Raw genomic sequence first — 15,084 nt, 5'->3', positions numbered from 1 at the left:
CGAGGGCGGCGGAGCGGCTTGGAATGGGTGTGTGACGGGCCTGGACGGGTGAGATGCGCCACGCGAATGGGGCGTCGCCGTCACTCGGGCAGGCGCGTGCCGTCCGGGAGCCGGATGCCGAAGTCGTCCGCAAGGACCCGCAGCACCTCGTCGCCGTCCGCCAGCTCCCGCTCCTTCCGCGTGCCGTCGGGCGCCGTCTCCGTGAGCGTCCGGCCGGACAGGGCCACGTGGCCGTCCCCGGTGGTGCGCTGGACGTACACCAGGTGCTGGAACGGGGAGCGCGGATTGGTCGCGATGTGCCAGTTGATGACCTCGTAGTCCGGCGCCTCGAACGGCTCCAGCGTGAACGCGTACTGGTCCTCCCACTCCCCGCCCGCGGACCGCGCCTGCAGCTTCCACAGCGGCAGCGGGCCGCCGTGCGGCGCGTGGACGAGCCGGTGACGGCGGGGTGCGTCGTGCAGTTCGGCGTCCGCCATCAGTGCGATCGGCTCCAGCAGCGAGCTGCTCGCGCCGAAGCCGACATCGGCGAGATACGGGGTCGGCTCGCCCGGCACCTCGGCCAGCATGAGCATGTGGGTGCGCGGCCGTACGTCCCCGGGCGCGGCCCCCAGCACCACGCGCGCGCAGAGCAGCGTCACCGTGAATCCGAGCTCGGCCAGCACGGCGGCGAAGAGGGTGTTGTGCTCGTAGCAGTACCCGCCGCGCTCACTGCGTACGAGCTTCGCCTGCAGATCCGCGAGCGCGAGCGAGGGCGCACGGCCGAGCACGGGGTCCAGATTCTCGAACGGGATGCCCAGCGCATGGGCGCGGTGGACGGAACGCAGCACCTCCACGGTGGGGAGGCGCTCTCCGGTCCAGCCGATACGGGCGAAGTACGCGTCGAGGTCGAGAGTGCGGTCGAGGTCGGTCGTCATGGTCCGACCGTACGCAACGGGGGCGGCGGACCCGCGTGACCGGTGGGGCGTGGACGTCCGGGCCCGCACTGCCGGTGGCGCTCAGCGCACCAGCAGGTCGATGACGCCCGTGGTGCCCTCCTCGTTGCCCCGCTCCGCTTGCGCGAGGCGCAGCTCCATCAGCGCCAGGTACGGGTTCAGGAGTTCGGTGCTGACACCCTGTTCGCCGGCCGTGCGCAGGAGCGTCGCACTGCCCGCGACCTGCATGGCGAGGTTGGAGACCACGCCCGCGCTGTAGTCGCCGCTGTCCAGCTGAGCGGCGGTCGTGTGCACCGCGGGCGCCATGGCGGTGAGCCAGTCGGCCAGCAGCGGTGCGAGCGCCCGAGGTTCGATGTTCTCCTTGCGGATCAGCGCGAAGGCGTGCGCGACCCCCGCGAACATCCCCGTCATCGCGCTCAGCAACGCCACGTCGTGCAGGGCGGCGAAGCCGGGATCCTCGCCGACATAGGTGGCGCCGGCCGGCACCGCGAGCGTCTCCCGGTGCGCGTCGAACAGGGCGCGGGACCCGCTGTAGAAGATGTAGCCGCCGGAGCCCGCGGCGCCGATCATCGGCGGGACCGCCATGATCCCGCCGTCCAGGAGCCGGGCGCCCCGCTCCCGGGCCCACGCGGCGAGGGCACGCGCCTGCCCCGGAGTGGAAGTGGTGAGGTTGATCAGGTCCTTGCCGGCGAGGTCGGCGCCGGCCAGGGTCTGCCCGACGGAGGCGTCGTCCAGCAGGCAGAGGACGACGAGCCGGTTCGCGGCCACCGCCTCCGCCGCAGTCCCGGCCGCGCTCGCCCCCTCGGTGGCGAGTGCGTCGGCACGGGCGGGGCTCCGGTTCCAGACGGTCAGGGGATGCCCGGCGGCGAGCCAGGTACGGGCGAGCGCGGTGCCCATGGCGCCGAGCCCGAGGAGGGTGAGCGGCTGCTTGCCGCGGGTGTTGTCGGTCATGGGATTAGGCTGGTCGCAGCCCTCGGAGTGATCAAGTACCCACTTCGGAGTGGGTGGTTACCGCGGGGTGAGTGACCAGGTGGGAGGGGCGCGCCATGGGGACCGTACGCAGGCCGGGGACGTTCGTCTGCGGGATCGACGCGGCGATGGATGTCATCGGCGGGAAGTGGAAGGTGCTGATCCTCTGGGCGCTGAACGAGCAGACGTGCCGCTTCGGTGAGCTGCGCAGACTGGTGCCGGGGATCACCGAGAAGGTGCTCACCTCGCATCTGCGGGAGCTGGAGGACGACGGCATCGTGCACCGCAAGGTGCATGCCGAGGTGCCGCCCCGCGTCGAGTACTCGCTGACCCCGCTCGGGTACGCGCTCAACGAGGCGCTCGGGCCGCTCGGCGCGTGGGGACGGGAGCACGTGCTCGGCCAGGGTGCCCCCGAAGGCGGTCCGGGCGGCCCCGAGGCCGTGCCGGACACGCGCAATCCACATGCGACGGCGGACCGCGTTCCGGCAGACTGCGCCGGTGACAGCTGATCCCGCATCCGCCTCTGCCTCGGCGCGCGCCCTGAGACATGTCGCTTCTCTCTCTCGGGGGCAGCCGCTGGACCGGGCCGTGGCGCTCACGCTGAACTTCCACCCCGACCGGATGGCGGGCGACCGTCCGATCCTGGCCAAGTTGGCCGAGGACGGCGTCTACCACTCGCAATTCGTCACGGGTACCAGCAACGGCGGGCTGACAGCGCACCCCGGCGGCGACCGGTGGCGCTGGGAGAGCCGGATCTTCGGCGGTGCCTACGACGGTGTGCCCGGTGAACAGCGGCCGGTGTACGGCGCGTTGAACTTCCGGCGCAAGGAGGTCGGGGCGGCGCCACGCTTCGGCTCGGCGCACTTCCGGCTGACCGCCGAAGCACTTTCGCGCGCCACGTTCTGCTACCCGGACAGTGCCGCCGAACCCACGGACTTCGGCGTCGCGGACCGTATGCGGCTAGTCGAACTGGCCGAGGCCGACAGTCAGGACGCGCTCAACGACTACATCGAGGCACAGGTGCACGGCCCGGTGGTGCTCGACCGCCATATGGAGGCCCTGGTTCTCGACCCGAGCCACCGCGGCACCGCCGTGGAGGAAGCCGCCCGCCGACTGCCGTGTGCCACGGAATGGCACGGCGGATTCCGGCTGTCCGTCGACGAGTTGCGCCACCATGCGGACTACCGCGGACAGGAGTTCGTGGAACTCGGCGCGGAGATCGCGCAGGGCGGCGTGCTCGATCCGCGGATCATCGGGGACGCGGCGCGGACGGGCCGTTACGCGACGCAGTCGCTGAAGATGGTCTGGCACTGCCTGGCCCGCTTCGGCGCACCGGTCGAGTCCCGGGCAGCGGCACAGGCACCCGCGCCGGCCCGCTGAGAGAGGGCCCACCGCCAGGTCGGCCGGCGCCGCTTCGTTCCTGCCGGGGCCGCGCGGCGGTGGCGCCCCAACCGGCGTGCGGTCGAGGGGCCACCCCGTCAGCAGACCGTGCCCGGCCGGGCCGCGGTGGCCCTCAACAGGTCGCGCACCAGGTCGAAGTCGATGTTCTCCGGCTTGCGGAAGCGCAGGCAGCCCTTGCCCATGTCCTGTCCGGCCAGCCGCTCCTCGAATGCCGCGCGGACATCGGTGCGCAGCAGGTAGAAGGAGACGTAGTTCTTCTGGCTCGCGAAGGCGATCTCGGCGACCCCGTCCCGTTCGTAGGCGGGCATTCCGTAGGCCATGATCTCGCCGAAGCCCTTGAGTTCCTGGCGGCACATCAACCGCAGCCGGCGCAGGGCGTCCCGGCGCTCCTCCGGCACCTCGGCCAGGTATCCGTCCACGTCCTCCGCCTTGCTCTGCACCATGCGCACAGCCTAAGGGCTGTCCCGAGGCCGGAAAGAGGGTCTTGCCCCGGACCCGCGCACCCCTAACAATGCGCATGACAAAACCGAAGGAACTTCGGTCACAGAGGTCATAGAGGGGACCCCCACATGAAAAAGCCTCTCCTCGGCGCGCTTTTCGCTGTTCTGCTCCTCGGAGCGGGAACGGCACCCGCTGTCGCGGCCACAAGCCACGACGCGGCCGCGCCGCAGAAGACGACACGGGCCGAGCGGATCACGGCCAAGGCGGTCGACTTCGCCGGCACGGTCGCGCTCAGCAACTGCTCCGGCTCCGTGGTCCGCACGGCTGCCTCGCTCCCGAGCGACCCGGCGCTCGTGCTCTCCAACGGGCACTGCATGGAGACCGGATTCCCCGGTCCGGGGGAGGTCGTCCTCGGCCGGCGGTCCACCCGCAGCTTCACCCTGCTGAACTCCGCGGGCAGCGGAGTCGGCACCCTGCGCGCCAGCAAGATCGCGTACGGGACGATGACCGACACCGACATATCGCTGTACCAACTCACCCGCACCTACGCTCAGATCGAGAACACCTACGGCATCAAGGCGCTGGAGCTCAACGCCGCGCACCCGGTCCAGGGCACCGCGATCACGGTCGTCTCCGGCTACTGGAAGCGCACGTACAGCTGCAACGTCGACGGCTTCGTCTACCGCCTGAAGGAGGGCGCGTGGACATGGAAGGACTCGGTCCGCTACACCTCCGCCTGTCAGACCATCGGCGGTACTTCCGGCTCCCCGGTGATCGACAACGCGACCGGCAAGGTCGTCGCCGTCAACAACACCGGTAACGAGGACGGACAGCAGTGCACGGACAACAATCCGTGCGAGGTTGACGAGAGCGGCAATGTGACGGTCCGCCAGGGCATCAACTACGCGCAGGAGACGTACGGCATCGTGCCGTGCATCGGCGCCGGCAGCCAGATCGACCTCAACCGGACGGGGTGCACCCTGCCCAGGCCGTAGTCGGAAGGCGTCCGCGCGCGTCGCCCGGGCGGTTTGCGCCCCGCCCGGGTTGCACCGGTTCGAGCTCAGTCCTTCTTTGTGCGTGGCCCGACGCCTGATCCGGCGAAGCGAGTTCGCCTCACCCGAGGCGATGCATCCGACCCCTCGGTCACCGGCGGCATCACGGGTCGATGTCGCCGGTCAGGATGTGCGTGCCGTTCCGGTGGATGTGCAGCACGACACCGTGGTCGGCCTTTGCGACACGGGCGGCAACGCGGCGGTCCCGGACGCGGTCACTGCCGGCCGAGCGGGGTGATATCAACCGGTCTCCCACGGTCAGCTTGTTATGCCCTGGTATCGGGGGAAGCTTTTCATCGAGAGTTGCGCTCCATAGACTCCGCCCCCGTGACTCATCGGGACCATGCTGTATTCGTCGACACGTCCGGCCGCAGGGGTCGCCTCATGCGGTACGTGGTCACCCTTGTCGGCGTAGTCTGCGTCGGATTTGTCGCGATTATCGTGGCCGGCCTGTTCGGTGCGGTTCCCTCGGGCGGCGCCGTGCCCTGGAGCCCGGGCGGCGGCGGCAAGGCGCCCGCCCACGCCGAGGAGTCAGCGGAGCCTCCCGCCCCCACGAGCACAAAGAAGTCCTCCACGGTGCCGGCCGCCGACACCTCGGCCGCTGCCTCGCCCGCCGAGGACGCTTCCAGCACGCCCAGGAAGGCGACCACCGCGGCGCCCGCGCAGTCGGCCACCTCCGCCCCCGCGACATCGGCCGCGCCCGCCCCTGCCCCCGCGACGGCGGCCCCGTCCGCCTCCCGCGGCAACGGCAACGGCAACGGCTCCAGCCGCAGCACCGCCGCACCTGGCTCGACCAAGGGACCCAAGTGACCCGGCACGCCTTGAGACGCGACCCGCGAGCCCACTGGTTCCTGCTCAGCCTGACCCTGGTCGTCGCCGCCACCGCGCTGATCTTCAGCGGGTACGGACGCCACGAGATAGCCCCGACGGCCACACCCTCAACCACCACCTGCGCCACCGAGCCCACGGTGAGCCTCAGCGGTGGTCCCGTCATCCGCCAGAGCCCCAAGACCGGCGGTGTCGAAACCACCGAGATGCCCGGTGACACCGTCGCCCTCACCTACGACGGCGGACCCGACCCCGCCTGGACCCCACACCTGCTCGACCTGCTGAAGAGCCACGACGCCAAGGCCACTTTCTTCCTCACCGGTACGCAGGCCGCCGCCCACCCGGATCTCGTCCGCCGGATCAAGCGCGAGGGCCACGAGATCGGCTCGCACACCTACACCGACGCCAATCTCGCCGGACTCTCCAAGCCCCGCACCAACCTTGAGCTGTCGCTCACCCAGAACACCCTGGCCGGTGCGGCCGGTATCGGTACCCATCTGCTGCGCCTCCCGCACACCACCACCACCGGCACCCTCTGCGGCTCCCAGTGGGAGGCCGCGCGCCGGGCACTCATCGACGGCTACGTCGTGGTGGCCGCCGACGGCCCGGACAGGTCACCGCAGCGTGGCGCGGTACGGCAGTTCGTCGGCTCGCCCGCCGCGGTCAGCGAGACGGAGCAGCTCCTGACGGCCGGCGGCGCCCACGACCTGACGTTCACCAGCGTGGGCCACGGCATCGGCATGGCCGGCGCCACCTACGAGGTCTCCGCGCCCGCCCGCTGGCGGGGCGCCGCCGTGGTCGGCGCCCAGCAGGCCGCGCGCGGCTTCGCCGACGCCATGACCTGGCTGCTCGCGATAGCCGGCGTGATCACTGTGCTGCGTCTGGTGATGCTCTTCACCGTCGCCCGCGTCCACGTGAAGCGCGTCCGCGTCAAGCGTTCCCGCAGACGTGGCGCCCCGCGCTGCCCCCCGCTCACCGATCCGGTCTCCGTGATCGTCCCCGCCTACAACGAGGAGGCGGGCATCGAGGCGACCATCCGCTCGCTCCTCGCCTCCACCCATGAGTACATCCAGGTCATCGTGGTCGACGACGGCTCCAGCGACCGGACCTTCGAGATCGCTGAAGCGATGCAGGTCGAGGACCAGCGGGTGATGGTGGTCCGTCAGCCCAACAGCGGCAAGGCGGCCGCCCTCAACACCGGTCTCGCCTGGGCCCACTTCGACATCGTCGTCATGATCGACGGCGACACCGTCTTCGAGCCGGATGCCGTGCACCATCTCATCCAGCCGCTCGCCGACCCCCGGGTGGGCGCGGTCAGCGGCAACACCAAGGTCGGTAACCGGCAGGGCGTGCTGGGTCGCTGGCAGCACCTCGAATACGTCATCGGCTTCAATCTCGACCGCCGGATGTTCGACATCATGGAGTGCATGCCGACCGTGCCGGGCGCCATCGGCGCGTTCCGTCGCGACGCACTCGTCGGCGTCGGCGGGGTCAGCGAGGACACCCTCGCCGAGGACACCGACCTCACCATGGCGCTCTGCCGCGACGGCTGGCGCGTCGTGTACGAGGAGAAGGCCATCGCCTGGACCGAGGCGCCCGCCACCGTCAAGCAGCTGTGGAAGCAGCGCTACCGCTGGTGCTACGGCACGCTCCAGGCCATCTGGAAGCACCGCAGGGCCGTCTTCGAACGCGGACAGTCGGGCAAGCTCGGCCGGCGCGGGCTGATGTACCTGCTGGTCTTCCAGACCGTGCTCCCGCTGCTCGCCCCCCTGGTGGACGTCTTTGCTCTGTACGGGCTTCTCTTCCAGGGCGCGGGGCAGGCGCTGCTGGTGTGGCTCGGCTTCACGGCGATTCAGGTCTTCAGTGCGGTGTATGCCCTCCGCCTGGACCGCGAGAAGTTCGAACCGCTCTGGACGCTCCCGCTCCAGATCTTCGTCTACCGCCAGCTGATGTACCTGGTCGTTGTCCAGTCGGTGGTGACTGCACTCCTGGGATCCCCGCTGCGTTGGCACCGCATGCAGCGCACCGGATCGGCCACCGACACCCTGGAACGCCAGCCGGTCGGCTGACGCCCTGACCTCTGCACCGGGTCACGGTGTGCCCGGGCCCGCCTTTCCCCGGCCCCGGCGCAGAATTGCGGAAGTCTTCATGTCACCCGGTTGCCCCGGGGCGGGAAGCAGGAACAACGGGGCCCGAAAGGCGCGCCGGGCGCGCCCGCACGGAACTCACGTGTGTGGACGAAGAAATGCGGGGCACTCGACGGGCTGGAGGTTGATATCCCATGGTTCCCCTTCTTCTCGTTCTCCTGCTGGCCCTGCTTCTTTTCGGTGCCGGATTCGCGCTGAAGGTGTTGTGGTGGGTCGCCATCATTGTGCTGGCCGTGTGGCTGCTCGGTTTCGTCGTCCGGCCCGGGAGCGGTGCGGGCCGAGGTCGCTGGTACCGCTGGTAGCCGGGCCGTTCGGCCGTCGCGCACCCGTCCCCGCGCGCCGTGAGACCCCACAGGTCTCACGGCGCGCCGGTGCGTCGCACCGCCGCCTCGATCCCGTCCAGCAGCACGCCGAGCCCGGTGGTGAACGTCTCGCGTGCCTGACGCTCCAGGTAGGGCACCGTGTCGTCGGCCGGTGGCGGCTCGGGCGCGCTCTCGGTCTCCAGGCGGCCGACGTCCGGGAAGCGGTCCGCGAAGTCCGGGGCCACCTCGCCGAGCAGCGCCGAGCGCGCGAACCACCACTCCTCGTCGGACTGTCCGGTCACCGCCGCGGCCTGCCGGGACTCGGCGACCGTCTGCGCCGAGCCGCGAACGAAGTGGAACAGCGTGCCGATCAGCCGCCGCAGGAGATGCGCGTCGAGTCCGGTCCCGTACAGGAGGCGTACGAGGGTGTTGAGAGCGGTGTACTCGTGCGGGCCCAGCACCGGCCGGGCCTGGGAGACCTGGAGCACCCACGGGTGGCGGAGGTGGAAGGCGAGGGTGTCCTCCGCCCAGCGCGTGAGGGAAGCGCGCCAGTTCTCCGTGTCCGGGTAGTCGGACGGGAGTTCGGCATGCACCGCGTCGTACATCAGGTCCAGGAGCTCGCTCCTGCCGGGGACGTACGTGTACAGGGCCATGGCCGTCCGGCCCAGCCGCTCTCCCACCGCGCGCATCGAGAGGGCCGCCATGCCGTCCTCGTCGGCGACGGCGACGGCGGCGCCCACGATCGCGTCCACGGTCAGTCCGGGCTTGGGCCCGGACCGGGCCGATCCCGTTCTGCCCTGCCCTGTTCCACCCGGTGCCGGAGCGCTCTCCGTGCGCCACAGCAGGGCGATCGAACGGCGGGCGTCGCCCTGTCCCGCATAGACCACCACTTGCGACTCCTTACACCATAAAGTAACTTCGCCCAGACGATTCTTTACGGCATAAGGTATCAGGGAGAAAGAAGGTGTCCGCTCCGATGAGTCAGTCGCTTCCGGTGTCGTACGTCCAGGTTGTGGGCGTGGAGCGGATCACGCCGCGGATGGCGCGCGTCACCTTTACCGGAGATGCGCTTGCCGACCTGATCGAGGACCGGCCGGACCAGCAGATGAAGCTCTGTTTCCCGAAGGGGCGGGGCGCGCCCGTGCTGCCGGAACAGGACGCCGACGACACGTACGGGATGCGGTGGTACGAGGCGTACCTCGCGATCCCGGAGGCCGACCGGCCGTGGATGCGGAGCTTCACCGTCCGGGCGTACGACCGTGAGCGCAACGAGATGACCGTCGACTTCGTGCTCCACGGCGACACCGGACCGGCCACCCGCTGGGGGCGGACCGCGCGGCCCGGGGACGTACTCGGCATGGTCGGCCCGTCCTCGGCGTACGCCCGGCCGCTGCCCGCCTCCGACTGGCTGCTGCTGGCCGGGGACGCGACGGCGCTCCCCGCGATCGGCACGCTGCTCGAAGCACTCCCGGCCGGGATGCGCGCGGTGGCGTACGTGGCGGTCGTCGACGCGGCGGAGGAACAGCGGCTCTCCTTCGCCGCCGAGGTGACCGTGCGCTGGGTGCACGCCGGGGAGGAACTGACGGACGTGGTCCGCGCGGCGGAGCTGCCGGGCGAGGCGAGGGCGGGGGCCGCATGGCTCGCGGGGGAGTCGGGGACCGTGCGGGCGCTGCGCCGCCACCTGGTCGAGGAGCGCGGGATGCCCAGGTCGGCGGTGGAGTTCAGTGGTTACTGGCGGCTCAGGCTGACCCAGGACGACGCCCCGACCGAGGAGGACCTGGCCTGGGCGAAGGAGCGGGCGGAGGAGGGTTGTGAGCTGCTGTCGGTTTGCTGCACTGAAGTGAGTGGTGGTGAGCGGGAGTGAGTTCGGTCGGCGGGTTCGCGCGGGTGGGAACGGGGGTTCTGGGGTCGAATGGGTGACCTTGGCGGCTGTTGCTCGTTGGGCTGGGTGATGGGTTTCCGGCCTGGTGGGAGGGGGTGACGCGGTGGGTGGTGTGCGGGAGTTGGCCGGGTCCTTCGTGGTGCCTGGGCCTTGCGGGGTGGCGGTCCGGGACCGTTTCAAGCACCTCACGGCCCGGGACGAGGAGGTGCTGCGTGCGGTCGGTGAGCATCAGGGCCGTCTGGCTTCGCGTGATCTCAAGGCGCGCTGTGCGGACGGTCTGGAGCACAGCGCTCAGACGTGGGCGGCGCGTAAGCGGGACCTGACGCCGCTGTCGTCGTCGCGGATCGCGGGTGCGATCACCAAGGCCACGCACGATCAGTGGGCGCTGGCCCGGCGTTGCCAGGCCGCGCACATCCAGACGCTGGAGGCCGGGATCAGGACGCTGCGGCAGCGTCTGTCCCTCCCGATCGGGGAGAAGGGCACCAAGCGGGCGGCGGGTGGCTACCGCTCCCGGAGTGAGTGGTTCCACAAGTCCCGCCGCCTGGCTGCACTGGAGGCGCGGCATGCGGCCGTTGTCGCCGACCGGCAGGCCGGACGGGTGCGGGTGGTACGGGGTGGCAGACGTCTCCTGAACACCCGCCACCACCTCGCCGAGGCCGGGCTCGCCGAAGACCAGTGGCGGCAACGGTGGGAGGCGGAGCGCTGGTTCATCGCGGCGGATGGTGAGTCGGGGAAGCGGTTCGGGAACGAGACGATCCGCGTCACCCCGGACGGCGAAGTGTCCATCAAGCTGCCTGCCCCGCTCGCGCACCTGGCCAACGCCGGGCACGGCCGGTACACCCTCACCACCCGGATCGCGTTTGCGCACCGGGGCGCGGAGTGGGCCGACCGCATCACCGCGAACCGGGCGGTCGCCTACCGCATCCACCTCGATACGGGGCGTGGACGCTGGTACCTCACGGCCTCGTGGCAGCGCCCCGTCGTGAAGACCATCCCGCTGGAGGCCGCCCGCGCCCGGGGCATGATCGGTGTCGACACCAACGCCGACCACTTCGCCGCCTACCGGCTCGACTCGCACGGCAACCCCATGGGCGACCCGCGCCGCTTCGGCTTCGACCTGTCCGGGACCGCCGGTCACCGCGACGCGCAGCTCCGCCACGCGCTGACCCGCCTGATCAACTGGGCCAGGCGTGTCGGTGTCGCCGCGATCGGCATCGAAGACCTCGACTTCACCACCGAGAAGACCCGCGAGAAACACGGCCGCAAGAAGCGGTTCCGGCAGCTCATCTCCGGCATCCCGACCGGGAAGCTCAAGGCCCGGCTGGTGTCGATGGCCGCCGAACACGGCCTTGCGATCGTCGCGGTCGACCCCGCCTACACCACTTTGTGGGGTGCCCAGCACTGGCAGAAGCCACTGGTCACCGCGCATCGCACCATGTCCCGTCACGATGCCGCGGGCATCGCGATCGGGCGACGCGCCCTCGGGCACCCGGTCCGGGATGGGGTATCCCCTGCTCGAACGGAGTTGAGAGCTTGGGGAAGGACGGCACCGCCCCCGCACGACCGGAGTGATCGTGCGGGGCATCGGACCGTCCAGGCCGGACCAGGCACCCGGGGGCGTGAGGGAACCCGCCCACCCGCAACGGACCGGCCCCCCGGAGGGCCGTCACCGAACGGGACGCGAACGGGGGAACCCAGCGCATCCAACACCGTTCGGGATGCGCCCAGTACGCAACAGTGGGTCCAGGACTCACTCACGCACACTGGCTAGGAACGGTTCACCGTGAGCCGCGTGCCGACCGGGACGACCGGACCGCCCGTCCCGCCAGCGCCGAGGTCCGCCTGCCGTCCTCGATGACGAAGCGCCCGTCGATCAGGACGTGCGGGATGCCCACCGGCAGCGTGCGAGGCGTCTCGAAGGTCGAGCCCGCCGCCACCGTCGCCGGATCGAAGAGGACCAGGTCGGCGCGGTAGCCCTCGCGGACGTGGCCCCGGTCGGGCAGCCGCAGCCGGGCCGCCGGGCGGGAGGTGAGATGGGCGACGCACTCCTCCAGCGAAAGGATGCCCAACTCCCGTACGTACCGGCCGAGATAGTGAGGGAACGTGCCGTACGCGCGCGGGTGCGGCTTGTCGCCCTGGAGGATGCCGTCGCTGCCGCCGGTGTGGACGCGGTGGCGCATGATCTGCCGGACGTTCTCCTCGTGGCCGACATGCTGCAGGATCGTCGAACCGAGCCGGTCGTCGAGGAGCAGCCGCCGGGCGGTCACCCAGGGGGCCTCGCCCCGCAGCCGCGCGGACTCGGCCACCGTACGGCCGACATGGTCGGCGAGCGCGGGCGCGCTCACGCCGGAGATCTCGATGGTGTCCCACTCGATCGGCACGCCGTGGCAGCCGTCCGAGCCGAGGACCTCCAGGTGGTGGCGGACGGTTTCCGCCGTCGCGTCGTCCGCGAGCCGTTCCAGGACGGCCTCCGGACCCCCCTCGCTCGCCCAACTGGGCAGCATGGCCACGAGCGTGGTGCAGCCGGGGGTGTACGGGTACGTGTCGAGGGAGATGTCCGCGCCCGCGGCGAGAGCGTCGTCGAGGAGGGCCAGCAGGTCCGGCGCCTTGCCCTTGTTCACGCCGAAGTTCATGGTGGCGTGCGCGAGATGGAGTGCGCAGCCGGCGTTGCGGGTGAGCTGGACCATCTCCTCGTACGCACCGAGCGCGCCCGCGCCGTACGAGCGGTGGTGCGGGCAGTAGTAGCCGTCGTACCTGGCCACCACCCGGCACAGCTCGGTGAGTTCGGCGTCGTCGGCATACATGCCGGGGGTGTACGTCAGCCCGGACGACATGCCGACCGCGCCGTCCGCCATCCCCTGCGCGACGAGTTCCTTCATCCGGGCCAGCTCGGCGTCGGTGGCGGGGCGGTCGTCCCAGCCGACGGCGTACATCCGAACGGTGCCCTGCGGGATGAGGTACGCGGCGTTGACCGCGATGCCCTCGCCGCCGAAGTTGCGGTCGAGACGGTCCAGATACTCGCCGACCGTGCGCCAGTCGAAGTCGATGTCACCGCCGTCGCCGTTCCAGCCGGTGATCGCCTTGCGCACTTCGGCGAGGGTGCGGGTGTCGACCGGGGCGTACGACAGCCCGTCCTGGCCGAGCACTTCGAGGGTGACGCCCTGGGCGGCCTTCGCGCTGTGGTCCGGATCGCGGAGAAGCGCGAGGTCGCTGTGGGCGTGCATGTCGACGAAGCCGGGGGAGAGGGCGAGGCCGTCCGCGTCGAGGGTGCGGCGGGCGGTCGGGCGGGGGCCGCGCCCCTCGCCCTCCTTGCGGATCTCGGCGATCCGGCCGCCGGTGATGCCGATGTCGGCGCGGTAGGAGGGGGCGCCGGTGCCGTCGATGACGGTGGCGTCGCGGATGACGAGATCCATGGTGTGCAGGCCTTTCGGTGCCGGTGTTCTTTCCCCTCCCCGCCCCTCTCCGCAACCCGGGGCGCCCCCCGGCCTCCTGGTCCTCGAGCGCCGGACGGGCCGGCGCGGGCCCGTAACCGGGAGCGCTGCCCCCGCACCCCCGCTCCTCGAGCGCCGGAGGGGTATGAGCGGACTCGGCGGAGGGGCTTGAGGAGAGCGGGGGATCGGGGTGGCCCGGCGGGGTGGGAGAGCGCGACGTCCGGCGGTTGAGGGCGACGCCCGCAGGGATCAGAAGAAGGTGCGGATGTAGTCCGTGACCGTGCCGTCCGCCTCGACGAGCGGAATCAGCTGCCACTTGTCGAACGACGTGCACGGGTGCGACAGCCCCATGCCGACCCAGTCCCCGACCTCCAGCTCCGCCCCGGCCTCGGTGCGCAACCACCCGTGCTGGTCGGACAGCCCGGTGACGGTGATGCCGGTGGCAGCCCGCACCGAACCGTCCCGCCCGGACCGCACGACCTGCGCCTGCGGAAGATCGAGGTCGTACGCCGCGTCCCGCTTCCCCGCGTTCACGAACGCCTGCTCGTCGGACGGCCGCGAGACGACCTGCGCCCAGAGGCGGAACGCGGGCTGCAGGGCGCCCTCCTCCGGGACCCGATTGAACGGGGTGAGGTGTCGATAGTGCCCGTCGTCGTGCGAGACGTACGCCCCCGAGCGCAGCAGCTTGCAGACCGGGTGCGTGAGGTCCGGAATCTCCGCGAAGACGTCCGCGACCGCGTCGAACCAGGCGCTGCCACCCGCGCTGATCACGATCCGGTCGTCGTCGGCCAGTGCGGCGAACCGGTCCGCCTTGTCGAAGTCGGCGGCCACCCGGACGAGCCGGCTCAGCCAGTCCCGTACCCGCTCCGCGGACGCGTCCGGCACCTCGCCCTCGTAACCGGCGACCCCGACCAGACGCAGCGTCCCCGCCGCGGCCACCGCGTCGGCGACCGCCGCGCAGTCGGCCTCGGTACGGGCACCCGTGCGGGCCCCCTCACCGGCGCCGAGTTCCACGACCACGTCCACCGGACGCACCGCACCCGCGGCGCTCAGCGCTTCGTCCATCAGCTCGACGCCGCGCACCGAGTCGACGTAACAGATGAAGTGGAAGTCGGGGTCGGAGTCCAGCTCGCCGGCGAGCCAGCGCAGTGCGACCGCGTCGACGAGCTCGTTGGCGAGGAAGATCCGTTCGATCCCGTACGCGCGGTACACCCGGACCTGGTGCGGAACGGCGGCGGTGATGCCCCACGCGCCGTGCTCCAGCTGCCGGGCGAAGAGCTGCGGCGCCATGGACGTCTTGCCGTGCGGCGCGAACGCGAGCCCGTGACGTTCGGCGTACGTCTCCAGCAGCGCCAGGTTGTGCGCGACGGACTCGGCGGAAAGGGCGAGGACGGGCGTCGTGAAGCCGCCGGTGAAGAGGTTGCGGCGCTCGGCCGCGAGGGCGGCGACGGTGAGTCCGTCGGCGTCGGGCGGGAGCGCCTTGAAGCGGTGGTCGATGCGCTCGGCGGCGAGTTCGCCAAGCGTGTGGGGAGCTGTCGCGACGTCCTCGTCGGCGGCGGCCATGGACCCTCCTCGAAATCTGTTCGTTGCACCATGTGCAACACCCGTTGCGCATATCGCTTGACGCTGTCTAACATCCGAGCCGACGCCGGGTCAATCGTGAGAGCCGGTGCGGAGCACTGACCAGCGAGGAGCCCAG

Annotated in this window: 15 protein-coding genes; 8 read left to right on the top strand and 7 right to left on the bottom strand. The window is 71.1% G+C overall.

Annotation, left to right across the window (positions count from 1 at the left end; genetic code table 11):
- Window positions 1-80: 80 nt before the first annotated feature.
- Window positions 81-914 carry an arylamine N-acetyltransferase gene (locus ACFU6I_RS21010; RefSeq protein ID WP_384368816.1) on the bottom strand — a complete coding sequence of 278 codons (834 nt, stop codon included), beginning with the start codon at window positions 912-914 and terminating at the stop codon, window positions 81-83.
- Window positions 915-995: 81 nt separating this feature from the next.
- Window positions 996-1,883 carry an NAD(P)-dependent oxidoreductase gene (locus ACFU6I_RS21005; RefSeq protein WP_384368813.1) on the bottom strand — a complete coding sequence of 296 codons (888 nt, stop codon included), beginning with the start codon at window positions 1,881-1,883 and terminating at the stop codon, window positions 996-998.
- Between the two features lie 95 nt (window positions 1,884-1,978).
- Between ACFU6I_RS21005 and ACFU6I_RS21000 the strand changes: the two genes are divergently transcribed.
- Window positions 1,979-2,410, top strand: coding sequence for a winged helix-turn-helix transcriptional regulator (locus ACFU6I_RS21000; protein ID WP_384368898.1), 432 nt, complete (start codon window positions 1,979-1,981; stop codon window positions 2,408-2,410).
- A gap of 79 nt (window positions 2,411-2,489) precedes the next feature.
- Window positions 2,490-3,281, top strand: coding sequence for a DUF3626 domain-containing protein (locus ACFU6I_RS20995; RefSeq protein ID WP_384368810.1), 792 nt, complete (start codon window positions 2,490-2,492; stop codon window positions 3,279-3,281).
- Between the two features lie 98 nt (window positions 3,282-3,379).
- Here ACFU6I_RS20995 and ACFU6I_RS20990 read toward each other — a convergent pair whose 3' ends face one another.
- Window positions 3,380-3,745 (bottom strand): iron chaperone, encoded by a 366-nt coding sequence (locus ACFU6I_RS20990; protein WP_384368807.1) that lies wholly within the window; start codon window positions 3,743-3,745, stop codon window positions 3,380-3,382.
- 126 nt (window positions 3,746-3,871) lie between these two features.
- On the opposite strand from ACFU6I_RS20990, the gene ACFU6I_RS20985 reads away from it, so the two are divergent.
- Window positions 3,872-4,738 carry a serine protease gene (locus ACFU6I_RS20985; RefSeq protein ID WP_384368804.1) on the top strand — a complete coding sequence of 289 codons (867 nt, stop codon included), beginning with the start codon at window positions 3,872-3,874 and terminating at the stop codon, window positions 4,736-4,738.
- Between the two features lie 160 nt (window positions 4,739-4,898).
- Here the strand turns inward: ACFU6I_RS20985 and ACFU6I_RS20980 are convergent, their stop codons facing one another.
- A complete protein-coding gene (locus ACFU6I_RS20980; RefSeq protein WP_384368801.1) occupies window positions 4,899-5,039 on the bottom strand; it encodes a hypothetical protein in 141 nt (46 codons plus the stop codon).
- A gap of 83 nt (window positions 5,040-5,122) precedes the next feature.
- Here ACFU6I_RS20980 and ACFU6I_RS20975 point away from each other — a divergent pair, with 83 nt between their 5' ends.
- The 3 genes from ACFU6I_RS20975 (at window position 5,123) to ACFU6I_RS20965 (ending at window position 8,072) form a co-directional block, all read left to right on the top strand.
- Window positions 5,123-5,605 (top strand): hypothetical protein, encoded by a 483-nt coding sequence (locus tag ACFU6I_RS20975; RefSeq protein ID WP_384368798.1) that lies wholly within the window; start codon window positions 5,123-5,125, stop codon window positions 5,603-5,605.
- Window positions 5,602-7,692 carry a bifunctional polysaccharide deacetylase/glycosyltransferase family 2 protein gene (locus tag ACFU6I_RS20970; RefSeq protein WP_384368795.1) on the top strand — a complete coding sequence of 697 codons (2,091 nt, stop codon included), beginning with the start codon at window positions 5,602-5,604 and terminating at the stop codon, window positions 7,690-7,692. The genes ACFU6I_RS20975 and ACFU6I_RS20970 overlap by 4 nt, the downstream gene beginning before the upstream one ends.
- A 212-nt stretch (window positions 7,693-7,904) precedes the next feature.
- Window positions 7,905-8,072 (top strand): hydrophobic protein, encoded by a 168-nt coding sequence (locus ACFU6I_RS20965; protein WP_384368792.1) that lies wholly within the window; start codon window positions 7,905-7,907, stop codon window positions 8,070-8,072.
- 56 nt (window positions 8,073-8,128) lie between these two features.
- On the opposite strand, the gene ACFU6I_RS20960 is transcribed toward ACFU6I_RS20965, so the two are convergent.
- The gene (locus tag ACFU6I_RS20960) at window positions 8,129-8,962 is read right to left on the bottom strand and encodes a TetR/AcrR family transcriptional regulator (RefSeq protein WP_384368789.1); all 834 of its coding nucleotides are present in this window, start codon (window positions 8,960-8,962) and stop codon (window positions 8,129-8,131) included.
- 86 nt (window positions 8,963-9,048) lie between these two features.
- Here ACFU6I_RS20960 and ACFU6I_RS20955 point away from each other — a divergent pair, with 86 nt between their 5' ends.
- Together ACFU6I_RS20955 and ACFU6I_RS20950 are read left to right on the top strand one after the other, a co-directional pair.
- Window positions 9,049-9,936 carry a siderophore-interacting protein gene (locus ACFU6I_RS20955; protein ID WP_384368786.1) on the top strand — a complete coding sequence of 296 codons (888 nt, stop codon included), beginning with the start codon at window positions 9,049-9,051 and terminating at the stop codon, window positions 9,934-9,936.
- Window positions 9,937-10,057: 121 nt separating this feature from the next.
- Window positions 10,058-11,725 (top strand): IS200/IS605 family accessory protein TnpB-related protein, encoded by a 1,668-nt coding sequence (locus ACFU6I_RS20950; RefSeq protein WP_384368783.1) that lies wholly within the window; start codon window positions 10,058-10,060, stop codon window positions 11,723-11,725.
- 7 nt (window positions 11,726-11,732) lie between these two features.
- Here ACFU6I_RS20950 and ACFU6I_RS20945 read toward each other — a convergent pair whose 3' ends face one another.
- Both ACFU6I_RS20945 and ACFU6I_RS20940 read right to left on the bottom strand, forming a co-directional pair.
- Window positions 11,733-13,367: an amidohydrolase family protein gene (locus tag ACFU6I_RS20945; RefSeq protein ID WP_384368780.1), complete on the bottom strand. Its 1,635-nt coding sequence runs from the start codon at window positions 13,365-13,367 to the stop codon at window positions 11,733-11,735.
- A gap of 267 nt (window positions 13,368-13,634) precedes the next feature.
- Complete coding sequence (locus ACFU6I_RS20940; RefSeq protein ID WP_384368777.1) at window positions 13,635-14,948, bottom strand: amino acid deaminase; 1,314 nt, start codon at window positions 14,946-14,948, stop codon at window positions 13,635-13,637.
- Between the last annotated feature and the right edge of the window lie 136 nt (window positions 14,949-15,084).

Origin of the sequence: Streptomyces sp. NPDC057486, from assembly GCF_042802415.1 — a bacterium.
Taxonomy (GTDB): Bacteria; Actinomycetota; Actinomycetes; order Streptomycetales; family Streptomycetaceae; genus Streptomyces; species Streptomyces yanii.
This window is presented reverse-complemented; position numbering and strand designations above follow the sequence as displayed.

Coding starts and splice junctions, on each gene's coding strand:
- ACFU6I_RS21010 (WP_384368816.1), bottom strand. CDS start 914: ATGACGACCGACCTCGACCGCACTCTCGACCTCGACGCGTACTTCGCC.
- ACFU6I_RS21005 (WP_384368813.1), bottom strand. CDS start 1,883: ATGACCGACAACACCCGCGGCAAGCAGCCGCTCACCCTCCTCGGGCTC.
- ACFU6I_RS21000 (WP_384368898.1), top strand. CDS start 1,979: ATGGGGACCGTACGCAGGCCGGGGACGTTCGTCTGCGGGATCGACGCG.
- ACFU6I_RS20990 (WP_384368807.1), bottom strand. CDS start 3,745: ATGGTGCAGAGCAAGGCGGAGGACGTGGACGGATACCTGGCCGAGGTG.
- ACFU6I_RS20985 (WP_384368804.1), top strand. CDS start 3,872: ATGAAAAAGCCTCTCCTCGGCGCGCTTTTCGCTGTTCTGCTCCTCGGA.
- ACFU6I_RS20965 (WP_384368792.1), top strand. CDS start 7,905: ATGGTTCCCCTTCTTCTCGTTCTCCTGCTGGCCCTGCTTCTTTTCGGT.
- ACFU6I_RS20955 (WP_384368786.1), top strand. CDS start 9,049: ATGAGTCAGTCGCTTCCGGTGTCGTACGTCCAGGTTGTGGGCGTGGAG.
- ACFU6I_RS20945 (WP_384368780.1), bottom strand. CDS start 13,367: ATGGATCTCGTCATCCGCGACGCCACCGTCATCGACGGCACCGGCGCC.
- ACFU6I_RS20940 (WP_384368777.1), bottom strand. CDS start 14,948: ATGGCCGCCGCCGACGAGGACGTCGCGACAGCTCCCCACACGCTTGGC.